Consider the following 18613-nt stretch of genomic DNA (forward strand, 5'->3'; position numbering starts at 1 on the left):
TTGGAACGGGGCGCCATGCCGAAGCGAGTCAGAACCTGGTTGTCGTTTGAGCAATTGAGAGCGGCTGCGGAAGCCGGGGATCCGGAGGCGCAGTGTGATTATGGCATTTGTTTTCACACCGGGCACCATGTGCCTGTGGACCATAAGCAGGCGGTGAAGTGGTTCCGGCTTGCGGCGGAGCAGGGGAACGCGACGGCGCAGTGTTATCTAGGGTACTGTTATCAGACGGGGCAGGGTGTGGAGGTGAATCCGGAGGAGGCGGCGCGGTGGTTTCGGGCGGCGGCGGAGCAGGGGGATCCGGCTGCACAGTTCAATCTCGGGGTGTGTTACGAGACGGGTTTTGGGGTGCCGCAGAGTGATGAGGAGGCGTTCAAGTGGTATTTGGCGGCGGCGGAGCGGGGCGAACCGCAGGCGCAGTTTAACGTGGGGGTGTTTTACGAGCAGGGCCGGGTGGTGGCGCAGGATTACCGGCAGGCGGTGAAGTGGTATCGGTTTGCCGCGGAGCAGGACTGTGCGCCGGCGCAGTGCAATTTGGGTTTGTGTTACGAGTTGGGGCGGGGGGTGCCGCAGAACACGGATGAGGCGGTGCGATGGTTTCTAAAGGCCGCGCGTCAGGGTGACAAGACGGCGCAGCACAATCTGGGGTTGTACTATGCGCGGGTGGAGGCTGTTCCGGATCTGGATGATCCGCGGGTCAGGGAGCTTTGGTCGTCGGGGTCACAAGGGGAGGAAGAATCCAGGGCCTGAGTTCCGGTCGAGTTGTGGGGTGGGTGAGGACGTGACGGATTGGATCCGGGTGGTTGGGAGCTGGCGCGGTGTTGAACTCGGGGTTGGAGCCTGCTTTGCTGTGGGGCATGTCGGAACTGAAGAAGGTGCGAGTGGCGGTGGTGGGTGCCTCGGGGTATTCCGGCGAGGAGCTGGTACGGCTGTTGTTGGGGCATCCCGGGGTGGAGTTGGTGGCCGTGACGTCCCGGCAGTATGCGGGGCGGACGGTGGGGCAGGTGTTTCCGCGATTTGGGCATTGGGGGCGTGCGCGGGAGCTGCGGTTTGAGGAGCCGGACGCACGGCGGCTGGCGGAGTTGGCGGATGTGGTGTTTTTGGCGCTGCCGCACGGGGTGGCGGCGGAGTTTGCGCGGCCGTTGTTGGAGTCGGGTCGGGTGGTGATCGACCTGAGTACAGATTTTCGGCTGCGGGATGCGGCGGTGTACGAGGAGTTTTACGGGCATGCGCATCCGGCGCCGGAGTTGTTGTCGCAGGCGGTGTACGGGCTGCCGGAGCTGTATCGCGAGCGGCTTCGGGGTGCGCGGTTGGTGGCTGCACCGGGGTGTTATCCGACGAGCATTCTGTTGCCGTTGGTGCCGTTGTTGCGGGCGGGGTTGATCGAGTCGGATGGGATTGTGGTGAACTCGCTCAGCGGGGTGAGCGGGGCGGGGCGGAAGGCTGAGTTGGAGTATTTGTTTTGCGAGTGTGCCGAGAGTTTGCGGGCGTACGGCGTGCCGAAGCATCGGCATTTGTCGGAGATTGAGCAGGAACTGTCGTTGGCGGCGGGTCGGCGGGTGGTGATACGGTTTACGCCGCATTTGGTGCCCGTGCGGCGGGGGATTCTGACGACGGTGGTGGCCCGGCCCACGGCGGGGCTGGGTACGGCGGGCGAGGTGTTTGCGCTGACGGGGCGGATCGAGGCCTGTTATCGGGCGGCCTATGGGGATGAACCGTTTGTGCGGGTGCTGGACGACAAGGGTCTGCCGGACACAAAGAACGTGGTGGGGACCAACGTGTGCGAGATTGGCTGGCGACTGGATCCGCGGACGGGGCATGTGGTGGTGGTGAGTGCGGAGGACAATTTGCTGAAGGGGGCCAGCGGCCAGGCGGTGCAGTGCATGAACCTGGTGTGCGGGTTTGCCGAGACAACCGGGCTGATGTGAACGGGCGGGTGCGGTGGGATCCGTTGGATTATGCGGCCCACTCGGCGGTGCAGGAGGGGTGGGGTCGGGAGTTGGTGGCCCGGTTGCCCTTGCGCGGGGACGAGCGGGTGCTGGACGTGGGTTGTGGGGATGGTCGGTTGACAGCGATGTTGGCCGACCGCGTGCCGCGCGGCCTGGTGGTGGGCGTGGACAGTTCGCCCGAGATGGTGGCGTATGCGCGTGCGGTGCACTCCCGGGGGCGTCAGTCCCGATTGCGGTTTGAGGTGTGCCCGGCCGGGGAAATCGGGGGATTGGGGGAATTCGACGTGGTGTTTTCCAATGCCACGTTGCATTGGATTCGGGACCAGGCCGGTTTTTTCCGGGCGGCGGCGTGTTGTTTGCGGGCGGGGGGTGGTTTGTGGGTGTTTGGGAACGCGCGTGGGAATGCGGAGGCGGTGGTTCGGGCGTTGTTCCGTACGGTGCGGGCTCGGACCTGGCGGGCGTGGTTTGCGTCCCTGCCCCGGGAGTGGGCGTTTTATGAGGAGGCGCAATATGAGCGGTGGTTGGCGGAGGCCGGTTTTGGAGTGCGGCGCGTGGCGGCGGTGGAGCGGGGCGAACGATTCCGGGATGTGGCGGCATTTGCGGGATGGATTCGGACGACCTGGCTGCCCTACACGCAGCGGGTGCCGGAGGAGCTTCGGGATGCTTTCGTGGGTGCGGTGGTGACGAGCTACCTGGAGCAGTGCCCGGCGGGCCCTGATGGTTCGGTGTGGGTGGCGATGCGGCGGCTGGAACTGGAGGCGGTCCGGATTTGAGCGGGATGACGCGGGCTCAGCCCGTGCCGGGTGTGTTGGCCAGGGAGGCCAGGAGTCGTTGCAGCCCTTCCCTCAGGCTGGTGGTGGGCTGCCAGCCCAGGGATCGGAGTTGTGTGATATCGGCCACCACGGGATGAAAGGGGTCGGGCGCAGGGGGATCCTGAAACAGGATGAGGTCGGGTCGGCCGACGCAATCGGCGGCGGTTCGGGCAATTTCGCCCACGGTGACGCCGGTGCCGGAGCCCCAGTTGATGGGGCCGGTGACTTTGCGTTCGAGGGTGAGGAGGACGGCCCGGGCGAGGTCTTCGATGAAGATGTAATCCTTGATTGCGTGGGGGCTTTTGATGGTGACGGTCCGGCCGGCGCGGAGCTGGAGGAGGAGGGAGGAACAGAGGCGGGCGGGATGTTCGCCGGGCCCGTACGGGTAAAAGATGCGGCCCCAGGCGAAGGTGCAACCGTGTTGGGCGGCGAGGGTTTCCAGGTTGCGACGGAGTTGGTCTTTGGCGCGGGCGTAGGGCGTGGTGGGGGTGACGGGGGTGTGGAGTTCGTGCAGGGGCTGGCCGGTGATTTGGTATTCGATGCAGGTACCGACGCCGACGATTTGTTTGATGCCGCGGCGGGCCAGGCCGTGGAGGAAGGTGAGGCTGTCGTGGAGCAGGCGCTCGTTTTCGGGCGAGTGGAGGTAGACGCCGGGGGTGGCGATCCATGCTGCGTGGAGGCAGGCCTCGGGCGCGAATTGTTCCAGGGCGGGCCATGGGGGTTCGGCCAGGGTGCCTTCGAGCCACTGCAGACGGTCGGAGGGTGGGAGGTCGGTTGGGAGGGGTCGGCCGGGTCGTTTGAGTCCGGCGACGAGGTGGCCTCTGGCCAGGGCGGCTCGTACGCAGGCGGACCCGATGAAGCCGGCGGCACCGGTGATGAGGAGCTTCATGGGAGTTCGGCCAGCAGGGGCAGTTGGCGGTCGCGTTCGGAGAGGATGGGGTTGGGCAGCGGCCAGGGGATGGCGAGCTGGGGATCGTTCCAGCGCACGCCCCGGGCCAGTTCAGGGTGGTAGAATTCGGACATGTGGTAGAAGACCTCGGAGTTATCCTGGAGGCACTGGAAACCGTGGGCGATGCCGCCGGGGACGTAGAGCATGCGCCGGTTTTGTCCGGTCAGTTCGAAGGCTTCCCATTGGCCGAAGGTGGGGGAGTTGCGGCGCAGGTCCACCAGGACGTCCCAGATGGCGCCGACGGCGCATCGGATGAGTTTGATTTCGGGTTTGGGGTCGGCCTGGTAGTGGAGTCCGCGGATGGTGCCGCGGCGCCGGGTGAGGGTGAGGTTGCACTGGGGCCAGCGGGTGTTGAGTCCGTGTTGTTGGAATTCGCGTTCGCAGAAGGTGCGGGCGAGGAACCCGCGTTCGTCCTCGCGCAGTTCGAGGTCGATGATCCAGACGCCGGGCAGGCGAGCGGGTGTGAACTTCATAGGCTCAGAGCACACGTACCTGCGGGATGGGAAGGATAAACCGGCCGCCGGCTTTGCGGTAGGGTTCCTGCTGGGCCAGGATTTCGTCGGCGAAATTCCAGGCCAGAAGGAGGGTGTAGTCGGGGTGTTCCTCGAGCAGGGCTTCGGGGGGGCGGATGGGGAGGTGCACGCCGGGCATGAGCCGGCCCTGTTTGTAGGGGCTGCGGTCGGCGACGAAGTCGAGCAGGTCGGTCCCGATGCCGTAGTAGTTGAGGAGGGTGGTTCCCTTGGCGGCGGCGCCATAGGCGGCGAGGCGGTGGCCGCGGGATTTGAGTTGGTGGAGCAGCCGGCGGAGTTCGTCGCGCAATTGCGTCACGCGGTGGGCGAAGTGGCGGTAGGGGTTCGGGGTTTGGATGCCGTGCTTTTGCTCTTCGGCCAGCAGGGCCGGTACGGAATCGTGCACGGGGTGTTCGCCCCGCCGTCCGGCGAAGAGCCGGAGGGAACCTCCGTGGATGGGGATGCGTTCGACGTGGAAGATTTCCAAGCCGTGCCGTTGGAAGAGGGGGATCAGCGGGGTCAGGGTGAAGTAGAAAACGTGTTCGTGATAGATGGTGTCGAACTCGGTCCGCTCCAGGAAATCCACGCCGTAGGGGAACTCGAGAATGACGCGTCCGCGCGGGCGCAGGATCGCGGCCAGGCCGGCAACGAAGTCGTTGGTGTCGGGTGCGTGGGCGAAGACGTTGTTACCGAGGACGAGATCGGCGGTGCGGCCTTCGCTGGCGAGTTGTTGTGCCAGGGCGAGGCCGAAGAAGGCTTCGAGGGTGGGGATGCCTTTTTCGCGGGCGACGCGGGCGATGTTGGTGGCGGGTTCGATTCCGAGGCAGGGCACGCGGGCGGCGACGAAGTTTTGGAGGAGGTATCCGTCGTTGCTGGCGATTTCGATGACGAAACTGTGGGGGCCGAGGTTGAATTCGCGGATGTAGCGTTCTGCGGCCTGGCGGGCGTGGCGCAGCATGGCGTCGGAGAAGGAGGAGAAGTAGAGGTACTCGGAGAACAGGGTGACCGGCGGGACCAGGTCGGTGATTTGCATCAGCCAGCACCGCGGGCAGACGGCCAGGCAGAGCGGGAAACGCGGTTCGGGTTTTTGAAGGTCTTCCGGTCTGGGGTAGTTGTTGGCCAGCGGCTGGAGGCCGAGGTCCAGGACGCGGGTGAGCTCGGGATGTCCGCAGGAACGGCAGGCGCTCATGGTCGGACGCGGGGTTGGGCCCAGGCGAGGTTGTTTCGTTGGGCGTCGGCTTCGTAGTGGGCGATTTGTTCGAGCGAAAAGCGGACCATGTCGGGGTGACCGAGGACGTGGCGGTGCCGGTACCAGAGGGCGGTTTGTTCGACGGCGCGCTCGAAATCCCAGACGGGTCGCCAGCCCAGGAGTGCGGCTGCCTTTTCGATGGCCAGGGCCAGGAGTGAGGCCTCGTGGGGTGCGTGGGGGTCGGAGGCGTCTTCCCATTGGCCGGGCCAATGGCGGAGGAAGGTTTCCACGAGGGTTTGGACAGGCTGCTGGGCGGCGGGGTCGGGGCCGAAGTTGTAGGGTCCGATGAGGGGCGAGTCTTTTGGTTCGCGGGCGATGCGAGCGGCCAGCCAGAGGTACCCGCTGAGGCATTCGAGGACGTGCTGCCAGGGGCGCACGGCCCTGGGACGGCGGACGCGGACGGGTTGGTTGGCCAGGAGCGCCCGAACGCAGTCGGGTACGATCCTGTCCGGGGCGTAATCGCCGCCGCCGATGACGTTGCCGGCGCGGGCGGTGACCAGTGGACCCAGCCGCGGGTCGGGCCGGAAGAAGGACCGGTCCCAGGCTTGGACGATCAGCTCGGCGGCGGCCTTGCTCATGGAGTACACGTCGTGGCCGCCCAAGGGGTCGTTTTCGCGGTAGGCGTACACCCATTCGCGGTTTTCGTAGCATTTGTCGCTGGTGACGATGACCGTGACGCAGCGGTGGCCCAACCGGCGGATGGCTTCGAGGAGGTGTACGGTCCCGAGGGCATTGGTTTGGAAGGTTTCGAGGGGTTCGGCATAGGAGCGGCGGACCAGGGCCTGGGCAGCGAGGTGGAAGATGACGTCGGGTTGGACGCGGGCGATGACGGTTTCGATGGCCTGGCGATCTCTCAGGTCGGCTTCCGTGCGGGTGGCGAAGAGGGATTCGGGCAGCAGTTCGTGGAGTGAGGGCCGGGTGGGCGGCGGCAGGCTGAAGCCGTGGACCTCGGCGCCGAGTCGGTGCAACCACAGGGAGAGCCATGAGCCTTTGAACCCGGTGTGGCCGGTCACGAGCACGCGCCGGCCGGCGTAGAAACCGTGGAAGATGGTGGGGATGGGGTTCACCGGGCCCAGACCTTCCATGGGGCCTGACCCGAGTTCCACAGCTGGGTCAGGAGCTGTTGTTCGCGGTAGGTGTCCATGCACTGCCAGAAGCCGTCGTGACGCCAGGCGGCGATTTGGCCTTCGGCGGCCAGGCGTTCCAGGGGTTCGCGTTCTAGGACGCAGTTGTCGTCGGTGAGGTATTGTTCGATGCGGCGGTCCATGACGAAGAAACCGCCGTTGATGTAGTTGGTCTGCTTTTCGGGTTTTTCGTTGAAGGCCACGACGCGGTCGCCTTCGATTTCCAGGTCACCGAACCGGCCGGTGGGTCGGACGGCGGTGATGGTGACGATTTTTTTCTGGCGCCGGTGGAAGGCGATGGAGGCGTTGATGTCGCTGTCGGTCAGGCCGTCGCCGTAGGTGCAGAGGAAGGTGTCGTCGTCGATGAACCGGAGGGCGCGTTTGAGCCGGCCGCCGGTCTGGGTGTGGAGGCCGGTGTCCACGAGGGTGACGACCCAGTCCTCCTCGGGGTGTTGGTTGTGGTATTTGATGCGGGGTCGCGGGCCGAGGCGCAGGGTGACGTCGCTGGTGAACCACTGGTAGTTGCGGAAGTATTCCTTGATGATCTCGCCCTTGTAGCCGAGGCAGAGGATGAACTCCTTGTGCCCGTAATGGGCGTAGAGTTTCATGATGTGCCAGAGGATCGGCCGGTCGCCGATTGGCACCATGGGCTTGGGCCGGAACTCGGTTTCCTCCCGGAGTCGTGTGCCCATTCCGCCGCAAAAGATCACGACTTTCATGTTTTGCACGCTGCTGACGGCCCGGAGATGCTGCGGGGCCGCTGCCCTGTTTGAATACGCGGCCGGACGGCTGGATACAACCTTGGAATCATGGCGGCGGGTGTGGGGCGTTTCCCCGGTTTTTGCAGCTTCGGATCGGCTGCGGAGTTCTTGGCCCCGGCGGCGCGAACCCCTGCGGGGGAGCCGTGTGAACGGTTTCTGCGCGCAAATCGGAAGAACACCGCTGGGGCGGTTGAGGAGGTGATGGCGGTGGACACCGCCCAACAGGTCGCGTGCCACCCCGAACCATGGCCGGCCATTCGATGACTGGAATCCGTCCGGGCCCGGGCCGGATGGGGGTTGCACAGGTGGGTGTGGGTGTGGAGCGGGGCCCGGGTGTGGGGCGTCAAGGGCGGCTTGACCGGCGGGGTGTGGATGTTTCCATTGGCCGGCGTGGGGAGTGTTGGAAGTGAGCCGACCCCGGGGCCGGAGTCGGGGCTGCTGGCGCGGGTGACGCAGCGGCTGTGGCGTTCGGCCGTGGTGTGGTCGTGGGTGATGAACGGCCTGCGCTTGACGGCCGGGGTGGTGGTATTGCCGCTGTTGGTGAGTCGTCTGCCAGCGCCGGATTTCAACACGTATTTTGTTTTTCTGAGTTTGTCGTCGCTGGTGCCGATTCTGGACCTTGGCTTTTCGACCAGCATTGGGCGGGCGGTGAGTTATGCGATGGGCGGGGCCCGGGAGCTGCGGCCCCTGGGGTTTGTGCCGGAACCCGGGGCGACGGGGCCGAATCGCGAGTTGTTGTGGCGGTTGTTGCACACCACCCGGGCGTTGTATCGGTTGTTGACGCTGGCGGCGCTGGCGTTTCTGGGGGCTTTGGGGACGTGGGCCGTGGCGCGGGCGGTGCCGCAGACCAGTCAACCGGCGCTGACCTGGGTGGCGTGGGGGCTGACTCTGCTTTCGGTGTTGTGGGAGATCTACACTGGCTGGTGGAACGTGTTCTTGCGGGGCATGGACCGGGTGCTCAGCAGCACCCGTCAGGTCACGCTGGCCCAGGTGATCAAAATCACCCTCAGCTGCGTCCTGTTGCTGGCCGGCGGGGGGTTGTTGAGCGTGCCGTTGGCCGGGCTGGTGGCTTCCATGGTGCAGCGGGCGCTGGCCCGGCGCGAGGTTTTGTCCCTTCTGGGGCCGGAGCCGCCGGGCGGGACCGATCCCCTGACAGTGCGACGGTTGATCGGGACGCTCTGGCCCAACAGTTGGCGGATTGGGCTGCAGTTGTTCAGCTTTTACCTGGCGGGTCAGGCGAACACCTTGATTTGTTTGCCCATGCTGGGCCTGGAGGCCAGCGGCCGGTACGGGTTCACGTTGCAATTGTTGAACATTTGCTCGGGGATGGCCCAGGTCTGGACGTCGGTGAAGTGGCCGTATCTGGGGCAGCTCAGGATCCGGCAGGATCTGGCGACGATGCGGCGGGTGTTCTGGCCGCGGGTCTGGTTGCAGTATTTGACCTACGTGGGGCTGGCGGTGGCCATGGTGCTGGCGGTGCCGTGGCTGTTGCAGCGGTGGCATCCGGACAAGCAGTTGCTGCCGATGCCGTGGCTGGGTTTGCTGGCCCTGCACGGGTTCCTGGAAATGAATTACATCCTTTGGGGAACCCTGATCAGCACGGAGAATCGCACGCCGTTCACCTGGCCGATCATTGTGTCGAATCTGGTCAGTTTTGGTTTGGTCCTGGTGCTGTTGCATTTCAGTTCTCTGGGCTTGGGTGCGATGGTTTTGGCCCCGTTGGTGGTCCACGGGGTTTACAACCATTGGAAATGGCCGCGCGAGGGTGCACGGGGCCTGGGGACCGGTTACTGGCGGTTTTTGTTCCGGGGACCGGGCGTGCCAGGCTGAGTGGTGGTGGGGCAGGAGACCGGCCGGGACCGAACAAAGTTTGATCGTAGATTGGCAAAAAACGACTGGCCGAGGGACGGGTTCGGGGTAGTGTACGGGCAGGCGGTCGGGCTGGGACCGCACGCAAGATGGACCGGCGCCGGTCCTGTGTGGGCCCGGGGCGCAGGCCAACAAGAAGGATTTTCGGGGACGAAGCATGAGCTCGAAGAGGTTTGTCACCGTGGACGGCAATGAGGCGGTGGCCCATGTGGCGTACCGTCTGAATGAGGTGATGTGCATTTATCCGATCACACCTTCTTCGCCGATGGCGGAATGGTGTGATCAGTGGGCGGCCGAGGGTAAGAGGAATTTGTGGGGCACAATTCCCACGGTGGTGGAGATGCAGAGTGAGGCGGGGGCGGCCGGTGCACTGCACGGGGCGCTGCAGACCGGTGCGCTGGCCACCTCGTTTACGGCGTCACAGGGGCTGCTGTTGAAAATCCCCAACATGTACAAGATTGCGGGCGAACTGTTGCCCGCGGTGATTCATGTCAGTGCGCGCACCGTGGCCACGCATGCGCTGTCCATCTTTGGGGATCACAGCGACATCATGGCGGCGCGGGCGACCGGTTTTGCAATGTTGGGGGCCGCCTCGGTGCAGGAGGCGATGGACTTTGCGCTGGTGGCGCAGGCGGCCACGTTCCGCGCCCGGGTGCCGTTTGTGCATTTCTTCGACGGATTCCGCACCTCGCATGAGGTTCAGAAGATCGAGATGATCCCGGATGAGGTGATGCTGTCCTTGATGGACATGGAGGCCGTGGAAGCGCATCGGAACCGTGCGCTTTCGCCGGATCATCCGGTGTTGCGCGGTACGGCCCAGAATCCGGACGCCTTTTTCCAGGCGCGGGAGGCGGCCAATCCGTTCTATCTGGCGTGTCCGGATATTGTGCAGAAGGTGATGGACGAGCTGGCGGCGCGGGTGGGACGGCAGTATCACCTGTTCGATTATGTGGGGGCGCCGGATGCGGAGCGGGTGATTGTGCTGATGGGGTCCGGCTGCGAGACGGCCCATGAGACGGTGGAGTATTTGGTGGAGCAGGGCGAGAAGGTGGGGGTGGTGAAGGTGCGATTGTTCCGGCCGTTTGACGTGCGCCGGTTTGTTGCGGCGTTGCCTCCGACGGTTCGGGCCATTGCGGTGCTGGATCGAACGAAGGAGCCCGGGTCGGCCGGGGAACCGTTGTATCAGGACTGTGTGTCGGCGTTGCTGGAGGCCCAGCAGAACGGCTGGGCCCGTTTTGAACGGATGCCGCGGGTGGTGGGCGGTCGGTACGGTTTGTCGTCGAAGGAGTTCACCCCGGCGATGGTGAAGGCGGTGTTTGACAATCTGGCCGCCGAGGTGCCGAAGAAGCACTTCACGGTGGGCATCCACGATGACGTCACGCATACCAGTCTGGAATACGATCCGAACTTCTCGACCGAGAGCGACGATGTGGTCCGGGCGTTGTTTTACGGGCTGGGCTCGGACGGCACGGTGGGTGCGAACAAGAACTCGATCAAGATCATTGGCGAGGAGACGGACAATTACGCCCAGGGTTATTTCGTGTACGACTCGAAGAAGTCGGGTTCGATGACGGTGTCGCATTTGCGGTTCGGGCCGCGGCCGATCCGGTCGACCTACCTGATCAGCCGGGCGAATTTTGTGGCCTGTCATCAGCCGGTGTTTTTGGAGCGGTACGATGTGACGGAGCCGCTGGTGGAGGGCGGGACGTTCCTGTTGAACACGCCGTATGGTCCGGACGAGGTTTGGGATCACCTGCCGCGGGTGGTGCAGGAGGGGCTGATCAAGAAGAAGGCGCGGTTCTTTGTGATCGACGCCACCAGTGTGGCGCGGGCCAGCGGGATGGGCGGCCGCATCAACACGATCATGCAGGTGTGTTTCTTCGCCCTGGCAGGGGTGCTGCCGCGGGAGGAGGCCATTGAGAAGATCAAGGAGGCCATTCGGAAGACCTACGGTCGCAAGGGCGAGGAAGTGGTGCAGAAGAACATCCAGGCGGTGGAGAACACGCTGGCCAATCTGCACGAGGTAAAGGTGCCCGACCGCGTGACCAGCACGCGCGAGCTGCGGGGCGGCGTGACGGAGGACGCTCCCGAGTTTGTGCGGAACGTGCTGGGCAAGCTGGCGCTCAACCGGGGCGACGAACTGCCGGTGAGCGCGTTCCCGGCGGACGGCACGTTCCCCACCGGGACGGCCCGGTACGAGAAACGGAACATTGCGCTGGAGATTCCGGTTTGGGACGAGAAGGTGTGCATCCAGTGCGCCAAGTGCGTGGCGATCTGTCCGCATGCCACCATCCGGATGAAGGTGTACGAGCCGAAGTACCTTGAGGGCGCACCACCCACGTTCAAGAGCACGGATGCGCGGAATCCGGATTGGAAGGGGTTGAAGTTCACCCTGCAGGTGGCGCCGGAGGATTGCACCGGTTGCGCCCTTTGCGTGGAAGTCTGCCCGGCCCGCAACAAGCAGGAGCCCAAGCTCAAGGCCATCAACATGCGGCCGCAGGCGCCCCTGCGCGATCAGGAGCGGGAGAACTGGGAGTTCTTCCTGCGGCTGCCGGAGGTGGATCGGCGCAGGGTGAAGCTGACCCAGTTGCGGAGCCAGCAGGTGTTGCCGCCGTTGTTTGAGTTCAGCGGTGCGTGCGCCGGTTGCGGCGAGACGCCCTACATCAAGATGCTCACCCAGTTGTTTGGCGACCGGCTGTTGATCGCCAATGCCACGGGTTGCTCGTCCATTTACGGGGGCAATCTGCCGACCACACCCTACACCGTGGACGCGCACGGGCGCGGGCCGGCCTGGTGCAACTCGTTGTTCGAGGACAATGCCGAGTTCGGGTTTGGCTTTCGTGTCAGCCTGGACAAGCAGCGCGAGTTTGCCTGTGAGCTGGTGAAGAAGCTGGCGCCGGTGCTGGGGGACGACCTGGTCACGGCTCTGATTGAGGGCAGCAAGGCACGCGACGAGGCGGGGATTTACGAGCAACGGGAGCGGGTGGCGGTCCTGAAGGAGAAGCTCCGGGGCAACGGCTCGCCGGAGGCGCGGTTGCTGCTGCCGATTGCCGACGCGCTGGTGCACAAGAGCGTGTGGATTGTGGGCGGGGACGGCTGGGCCTACGACATCGGTTATGGCGGGCTGGACCATGTGCTGGCCAACCAGCGGGACGTGAACGTGCTGGTGCTGGACACCGAGGTGTACTCGAACACCGGCGGTCAAATGTCCAAGGCCACCCCGCGCGGTGCCGTGGCCAAATTTGCCGCCGCGGGCAAGACCACGCCGAAGAAGGACCTGGGGCTGATCTGCATGACCTACGGGCACATTTACGTGGCCAGTGTGGCCATGGGCGCGCGCGATGAGCATACGTTGCGGGCGTTCCTCGAGGCGGAGTCGTATCCCGGGCCCTCGATCATCATCGCCTACAGTCACTGCATCGCCCACGGGATCCCGCTCGACATGGGCGCGGGTGCGCGGCAGCAGAAACTGCTGGTGGATTCGGGGCAGTGGCTGCTGTACCGGTATGATCCGCGCCGGGCGGCCGCCGGCGAGAACCCGCTGCAACTGGATTCGCCGGCTGCGCGGGCGAAGCTGGAGGAGTATCTGCTGAGCGAAAACCGGTTCAAGATGCTGTTGAAGAGCCGGCCGGAGGAGGCCCGGAAACTCTTCGAGCAGGCCCAGCACGACGTGGAAGCCCGGTGGAAATTCTTCGCCTATCTGGCCTCCCGCCGGAACAACGGCAACGGGCAACAGCCCGAGGCGGCCGCGGTGACGGCGACCACCGCATAAAGGTTGTTTGTTGCGGCGGTGCGTCCGGCGGGCGCACCGCCGTCCGGAACCCAACCGCCAACGCACGCTAGAAGCCATGGACCTGAAAACCACCTACCTGGGGCTGACGCTGGAGCATCCGTTGGTGCCCTCGGCGGGGCCGTTGACGGAGAAGCTGGACGATCTGAAGCGGCTGGAGGACGCGGGCGCGGCCGCGGTGGTGTTGCACTCGCTGTTTGAGGAGCAGCTGCGGATCGAAAGTGCGGAGCTCGATTACCATCTTTCCCACGGGGTGGAGAGTTATCCGGAGGCGTTGACCTATTTCCCCGAGCCGTCGGAGTTCCGGCTGGGTCCGGAGGATTATCTGGAACTGATCGCGGGTGCGAAGAAGGCGTTGCGGATTCCGGTGATCGCCAGCCTCAACGGTTCCACCCTCGGAGGGTGGACGGACTACGCCCGCAAGATGCAGGAGGCGGGCGCCGACGCGCTGGAGCTCAACATCTACAACATCCCGACCGATCCGGATCAGAGCTCCGCCGAGATCGAGGATACGTACGTGGAGATTGTGCGGGCGGTGCGGAGTGCGGTGACGATTCCCGTGGCGGTGAAGCTCAGCCCGTTTTTCACGAATTTTGCGCATGTGGCCAAGCGGTTGGTGGCTGCGGGGGCCAACGGTCTGGTGCTGTTCAACCGTTTCTATCAGCCGGACATTGACCTGGAGACGCTGGAGATCCGGCCCAATGTGCTGCTGAGCACGCCGATGGCGATGCGACTGCCGCTGCGGTGGATTGCAATTTTGTACGGGCGGTTGAATGCGAGTCTGGCGGCGACCAGTGGAGTGCACCGGGCAACCGACGCGATCAAGTTGCTGATGGCGGGGGCGGACGTGACGATGATGTGCTCGGCGCTGTTGCGGCACGGGCCGCAGCACCTGGGCACGGTGAAACGCGACATGATCGCGTGGCTCGAGGAGCACGAGTACGAGTCGGTGGCCCAGCTGAAGGGCAGCATGAGCCAGAAAAACTGTCCGGATCCCAGCGCATTTGAGCGGGCGCAGTACATGCGGGCCCTCACCACGTATCCGGTGCCGCCGGCCCGGGGTTCCTGAGGCGGGCCCGGCGGGACTGCGGTCTGCGCGTTGGCGAACGTTTGAGCGGGTTGATCCATCCCGCAGGGGGCGGCGGGTGGGACCATTCAACAGTCCGGGATTCTCCTGGAAGGGCAGAGGACTGCCGAGCAGGTGTCTGTTCTCCGATGAGGGTGGTCGGGCCGGAGGGGCTTTCGCGTTGGTGAGGCGGCGCTGCAGGGGTTTTGTCAAGGCCGACCCGGCATGCCGGCTTTCTGGCAGGCTGACGGGCTGGATTGGCTGTGCCCGCGGGTCGGTCTGTGGTGTAGTGGGGGTGTGGAAGTGATTGTGCTGTCCACGGCGGAGGAAGCCGTGCGGTTGGTGGCGCGGGTGGTGGCCCGGTCGGTGCGGGCCCGACCGGACCTGGTGTTGGGTCTGGCCACGGGACGGACGATGGAGGGGGTGTACCGGGAACTGGTCCGTTTGCATCGCGAGGAGGGACTGGATTTTTCCCGGTGTCGGACGTTCAACCTGGACGAGTATGTCGGGGTTTCATCGGACGATCCCCGGTCGTTCCGGCATTGGATGCAGGAGCACTTTTTCCGGCATGTGAATCTTCAACCGGCGAATGTGCATCTGCCGGATGGCATGGCGGCGGATCTGGAGGCGGAATGCCTCCGGTACGAGGAGCAGATTCGCGCTGCGGGTGGCGTTGACCTGCAGCTTTTGGGGATTGGCCGAGCGGGGCACATCGGGTTCAATGAACCGTTGTCCTCGTTGCAGTCGCGCACGCGGGTGAAGATGTTGACTCCGGTGACGATTCGGCAGAACGCGGCCGCGTGTGGTGGGGAGGATCGGGTGCCGCGCCGGGCCGTGACGATGGGCGTGGGTACCATTCTGGAGGCGCGCTGGTGTGTGTTGGTGGCGTTGGGATTGGAGAAGGCGGAGGTGGTGGCCCGGGCCGTGGAAGGGCCGATTACGTCCATGGTGCCTGCGTCGGCCCTGCAATTGCATCCGCGTTGCACGGTGGTCCTGGATGAAGCGGCGGCGTCCTTGTTGAGCCTGAGGGACTACTGCCGCTGGTTGTTTGAGAACGAGCCGGATTGGGCGTGGTACCGGCAAGGGCCGGCCGGTTGGGGTGTGTCAGGGCGGGGCGGACCCGGGACCGGCCTGCAGGAAGGATCGGACCTCGGGCGAGTTCAGTCCGAGTGACCAGGCCCGGGCAGCAGCGGCCCGGGTTTCCTCCCATCGTTGCAGTCGTGCCAGCACGGTGGCCCGGGCGAAGGGGATGCGCGGGTTGTCAGGTTCAAGCGTCTCGGCTGTCCCCAGGGCGTCGAGGGCGGGTTGGAGGTCGCCGAGGGCGGCGCGGGCAAGGCCGAGATTATACCAGGCGCCGGCGTGTTTCGGGTCCAGTTGCACGGTTTGTTCCAGGGACTCGCGTGCCCGTGGGAGGTTGCCGGTTTCGTGCAGGGCCAGGGCGAGTAAAAACAACACATCGGCGTTGGTGGGGGCCAGGCGGCTGGCGGTTTCGAGTTGTTCCACTGCGGTATGGGGATCGTCCAGTGCGCTGGCCACGGTGGCCAGGGCCACACGCGGCGGGATGGAAGAGGGATCCCAAGCGACGGCCCGTTCCAACGCGAAGCGGGCCTGATCGAGCCGGCCGCGGTCCCGGTGGTAGAGTCCGATTTGAAACTGTCCCCATGGCTGGTCGGCATGATAGCGGAGGTGGTCCTGGAGCTCCCGGTGGGCCGGGTGCGATGGGTCCAACGAAGCCCGGAGGGCCCATGCGGCGGCGATGCGGACATTACGAACCGGGTCGGCGAGTGCGCGCCGGAGGAGCGGGGTTGGATCGGTCGCCTGCCGCTCCATGGCCTGTTGCAGGGCTTGCACGGTGGCCAGCCGGACGAGGGGCGATGGATCCAGGCAGGTTTGGGCGAGGGTGGATGACACCGGGGGATGTTCGGCGTAGGGACCGAGGAACCTGACGAGGACGGCCCGCCAATAGGCGTTGGTTTGGCCCTGCAGGGTGTGGAGGATGTCCTGCCACGCGTTGGGTTGGCAGGCCCGGGCGGCCACGATGGCCGCAGTGCGTGTGCGGGTGCGGGTGAAGCGATCTTCGCGGTACCAGGCGCGGACGTGTTGGAGGGACCATTCCGCGGTCTGGTTGGTGTGGCAACGGTTACAGGCGTTGGGGATGCCGAAGTGGAGGGTCAGCCACGGATCGGGCAGGGTGAATCCATGGTCGTGACGCGGGTGCCGCTGCATGTAGACGGTGACGGGCATATGACAGGCGATGCATTGGTCGCCGGTGGTGCCTGCTGGGTGATGGGAGTGTGTGAGGGGGTTGATGGCGGGGGCCCCGGGATGGCGACCGGCGGCGTGGCATTGGAGGCAGAGGAGGTTTCCCCGGTGGCGGACACGGCCGGTATGGGGGTTGTGGCAGTCGGTGCAGCGGATTTGGGCGTCGTGCATGCGGCTGCCGAGAAAGGCTGCCCATTCGAAGTTTTCGTCGCGCACCTGGCCGTCGGGGTAAAAGGTGTCGGTGTCGTCCACCATGGCGAGGAGGAAATGGTCATCGAAGGCGTGGCCGGGCTGGAAGGTGCCGGTCAGTTCGGTTCGGCGGCTGTGGCAGGAGGCGCAGGTTTCCAGGTGCTGGCGCGGGGTGAGGCGCGCGAGGGTGGGATCGGGCTTACGGCCCGGATTTTGGCGTTGCCACAGGACGTGGTCGCGCAGGGGACCGTGGCAGGCTTCGCATCCGACGCCGCGTTCGAGGAGGGTGGTGGCGTAGCGGTCGGTGTCGGGTTGATAGTTTTTTCGGAGGGCGGTGTTGTGGCATGCGGCGCACATGGAGTTCCAATTCATGCCGCGGCCGGTCCAGTGACCCCATTCGCCGGGGAGCCGTTCGTCGGTGCCGAAGACGTGGAACCATTCGTGTCGGGCGGGGTCGTGGGCGACCGGTGTGATTTGGAAGCGGCCGCCGGGTTGTGGGACGAGGTATTGGACCAGGGGGGCTACGCCGATGGCGCGGCAGGTTTGGTGGATGAGGGTGGGACCGTGGGTGCTGGTGACGGTGATTTGGGGGGTGCCGTTGGTGGTGGAGAGTGTGATGGATTCGCTGGTGAGGGTCACGTGATGAGGGGGGCGGAAGGGGTCGGTATCGCGGACCGGGTGCAGTTCACGTTCGGCACGGGCGTGGTGGGAGTAGAACCAATCGTTGTAGGCGGTGCGGTGGCAATGGGCGCAGGCGTGGGAGCCGGCGTAGCGGCTGAAAGCGGCGCGGTCGGCCGGAGTGAGGGTGGCGGGTGCATCGGGTGCACCTGCGGTGAGGCCCGGGGACGGGGCCGGACTGTCCGGGAGGAGGCACCAGAGCAGGGCAGCGACAACGGCGGGCCAGGCCACCGCCATTGGATGAGGTGGGCGGGCGGTTTGGCTTGGTTTGGCGGTGCGCTGCTTCACGGGCTCGGTTGGTCGGCTCCGGTCTCGCCGGGTGCGGTTTGAGGATAGAGGCATCGTTTGAGTGGCGCCAGCGGATGGGCGATTCTGGATGAGACAATGGTTGGGTTGGCCTGCGGAGACGCGGTTGGGGGATGTGAGGGGCCGGGCCGGGGTGGGGCGGACAGGGGTTGGAAAAGTCGTGCACGAACGGGTCGGTCCTTGTAGGTTTTGGGGCGCCATGCCGGTGCACGTGAGCTCCCGTGACCCTCACGCGGTGGCTGCTGTGGTGCAGGCCGCGTATGCGGAGATGTTTCCGGAGGGCGATCCTTTGTTTGTTTCGCGGGTGTTTGGTTGGGCGGTGCAGGCGTTTCGGGGCGAGTTGCCGGGTTATCAGCCTGCGGACACGGGGTACCACGACCTGGAGCACACGTTGCAGGAGACGCTGTGTTTTGCGCGGTTGTTGTTGAACTGGCATCGGGCGGGGTCGGAGCCGCGGCTGACGCGGCGTTGTTTTGAGCTGGGTTTGGTGGCGGTGCTGTTTCACGATACGGGTTACTTGAAGCGTTCTGGGGACACGGAGGGGACGGGGGCGAAGTACACGTTGGTGCACGTCCGACGGAGTGCCGAGTTTGCGCGGGTATTTTTGGAGGGGCGGGGTTATCCGGAGGAGGACATTCGCGCGGTGGAGAACATGATTTTGTGCACCGGGGCGGATGCGGAGCCGGCGCAATTGCCTTTTGGGGATGAGTCGGAGCGGCTGGTGGGTTGTGCGTTGGGCACGGCGGATGTGCTGGCGCAGATGGCAGCGGAGGATTACCTGGAAAAGCTTCCGGCGTTGTACGAGGAGTTTGCCGAGGCGGCTGCGTACGTGCGGGATCCGGAGAGTTACGTGGCCTCGTACCGGAGTTCGGAGGACCTGTTGCGGCGGACGCCGTCGTTTTGGACGGACTGGGCCCGGCCGAGGCTGGAACGGGAGTTTCGGGGTTTGTACCGGTACCTGAGCGATCCCTATCCGGACGGCCCGAACGAGTACCTGGAACGGATTGAGGCGCACATGGAGCGTTTGCGGCAGCGGTTTGGGGGCGGATCGGGCGGCGGGCAGGGGTAAGGGCCGACCCGGCGTGCGTGGGCCGGGCCGGGTG

Annotated in this window: 14 protein-coding genes; 8 read left to right on the top strand and 6 right to left on the bottom strand. The window is 65.3% G+C overall.

Going from position 1 to position 18613, the window contains the following annotated elements; all coding sequences use genetic code 11:
* Positions 1-15 precede the first annotated feature (15 nt).
* The 3 genes from G4L39_RS03995 to G4L39_RS04005 all read left to right on the top strand — a co-directional run bounded on the left by G4L39_RS03995 (position 16) and on the right by G4L39_RS04005 (position 2719).
* Positions 16-747: a tetratricopeptide repeat protein gene (locus tag G4L39_RS03995; protein ID WP_165106109.1), complete on the top strand. Its 732-nt coding sequence runs from the start codon at positions 16-18 to the stop codon at positions 745-747.
* 107 nt (positions 748-854) lie between these two features.
* The gene (gene argC / locus G4L39_RS04000; RefSeq protein ID WP_165106110.1) at positions 855-1925 is read left to right on the top strand and encodes an N-acetyl-gamma-glutamyl-phosphate reductase; all 1071 of its coding nucleotides are present in this window, start codon (positions 855-857) and stop codon (positions 1923-1925) included.
* Entirely contained in the window at positions 1922-2719 is a 798-nt protein-coding gene (locus G4L39_RS04005; RefSeq protein ID WP_165106111.1) for a methyltransferase domain-containing protein, read from the top strand. The genes argC and G4L39_RS04005 overlap by 4 nt, the downstream gene beginning before the upstream one ends.
* 16 nt (positions 2720-2735) lie before the next feature.
* On the opposite strand, the gene G4L39_RS04010 is transcribed toward G4L39_RS04005, so the two are convergent.
* The 5 genes from G4L39_RS04010 to rfbF are packed head-to-tail and all read right to left on the bottom strand — an operon-like array spanning position 2736 to position 7308.
* Entirely contained in the window at positions 2736-3647 is a 912-nt protein-coding gene (locus tag G4L39_RS04010) for an NAD-dependent epimerase/dehydratase family protein (protein ID WP_165106113.1), read from the bottom strand.
* The gene (rfbC, locus tag G4L39_RS04015) at positions 3644-4180 is read right to left on the bottom strand and encodes a dTDP-4-dehydrorhamnose 3,5-epimerase (RefSeq protein ID WP_165106114.1); all 537 of its coding nucleotides are present in this window, start codon (positions 4178-4180) and stop codon (positions 3644-3646) included. Before rfbC ends, G4L39_RS04010 begins: the two co-directional genes overlap by 4 nt.
* A gap of 4 nt (positions 4181-4184) precedes the next feature.
* Positions 4185-5405, bottom strand: a complete 1221-nt coding sequence (locus tag G4L39_RS04020) for a class I SAM-dependent methyltransferase (protein ID WP_165106116.1) — start codon at positions 5403-5405, stop codon at positions 4185-4187.
* Positions 5402-6550, bottom strand: a complete 1149-nt coding sequence (gene rfbG / locus G4L39_RS04025; protein ID WP_165106117.1) for a CDP-glucose 4,6-dehydratase — start codon at positions 6548-6550, stop codon at positions 5402-5404. Before rfbG ends, G4L39_RS04020 begins: the two co-directional genes overlap by 4 nt.
* Positions 6529-7308, bottom strand: coding sequence for a glucose-1-phosphate cytidylyltransferase (gene rfbF / locus G4L39_RS04030; RefSeq protein ID WP_165106118.1), 780 nt, complete (start codon positions 7306-7308; stop codon positions 6529-6531). Before rfbF ends, rfbG begins: the two co-directional genes overlap by 22 nt.
* A gap of 351 nt (positions 7309-7659) precedes the next feature.
* Between rfbF and G4L39_RS04035 the strand changes: the two genes are divergently transcribed.
* From G4L39_RS04035 to nagB, 4 genes are all read left to right on the top strand, one after another.
* A complete protein-coding gene (locus tag G4L39_RS04035; protein WP_165106120.1) occupies positions 7660-9180 on the top strand; it encodes a hypothetical protein in 1521 nt (506 codons plus the stop codon).
* A gap of 196 nt (positions 9181-9376) precedes the next feature.
* Complete coding sequence (gene nifJ, locus G4L39_RS04040; RefSeq protein WP_165106121.1) at positions 9377-12991, top strand: pyruvate:ferredoxin (flavodoxin) oxidoreductase; 3615 nt, start codon at positions 9377-9379, stop codon at positions 12989-12991.
* Between the two features lie 76 nt (positions 12992-13067).
* A complete protein-coding gene (locus G4L39_RS04045; protein WP_165106122.1) occupies positions 13068-14078 on the top strand; it encodes a dihydroorotate dehydrogenase-like protein in 1011 nt (336 codons plus the stop codon).
* A gap of 294 nt (positions 14079-14372) precedes the next feature.
* Positions 14373-15248 (top strand): glucosamine-6-phosphate deaminase, encoded by an 876-nt coding sequence (gene nagB, locus G4L39_RS04050; protein ID WP_205880767.1) that lies wholly within the window; start codon positions 14373-14375, stop codon positions 15246-15248.
* On the opposite strand, the gene G4L39_RS04055 is transcribed toward nagB, so the two are convergent.
* A complete protein-coding gene (locus tag G4L39_RS04055) occupies positions 15180-17441 on the bottom strand; it encodes a tetratricopeptide repeat protein (RefSeq protein ID WP_165106124.1) in 2262 nt (753 codons plus the stop codon). The two genes, nagB and G4L39_RS04055, sit on opposite strands and share 69 nt — an antisense overlap.
* Before the next feature lie 268 nt (positions 17442-17709).
* Here G4L39_RS04055 and G4L39_RS04060 point away from each other — a divergent pair, with 268 nt between their 5' ends.
* The gene (locus G4L39_RS04060) at positions 17710-18579 is read left to right on the top strand and encodes an HD domain-containing protein (protein WP_165106125.1); all 870 of its coding nucleotides are present in this window, start codon (positions 17710-17712) and stop codon (positions 18577-18579) included.
* Positions 18580-18613: the final 34 nt, after the last annotated feature.

The sequence above is a fragment of the Limisphaera ngatamarikiensis genome (genome assembly GCF_011044775.1).
Classification (GTDB): Bacteria; Verrucomicrobiota; Verrucomicrobiia; order Limisphaerales; family Limisphaeraceae; genus Limisphaera; species Limisphaera ngatamarikiensis.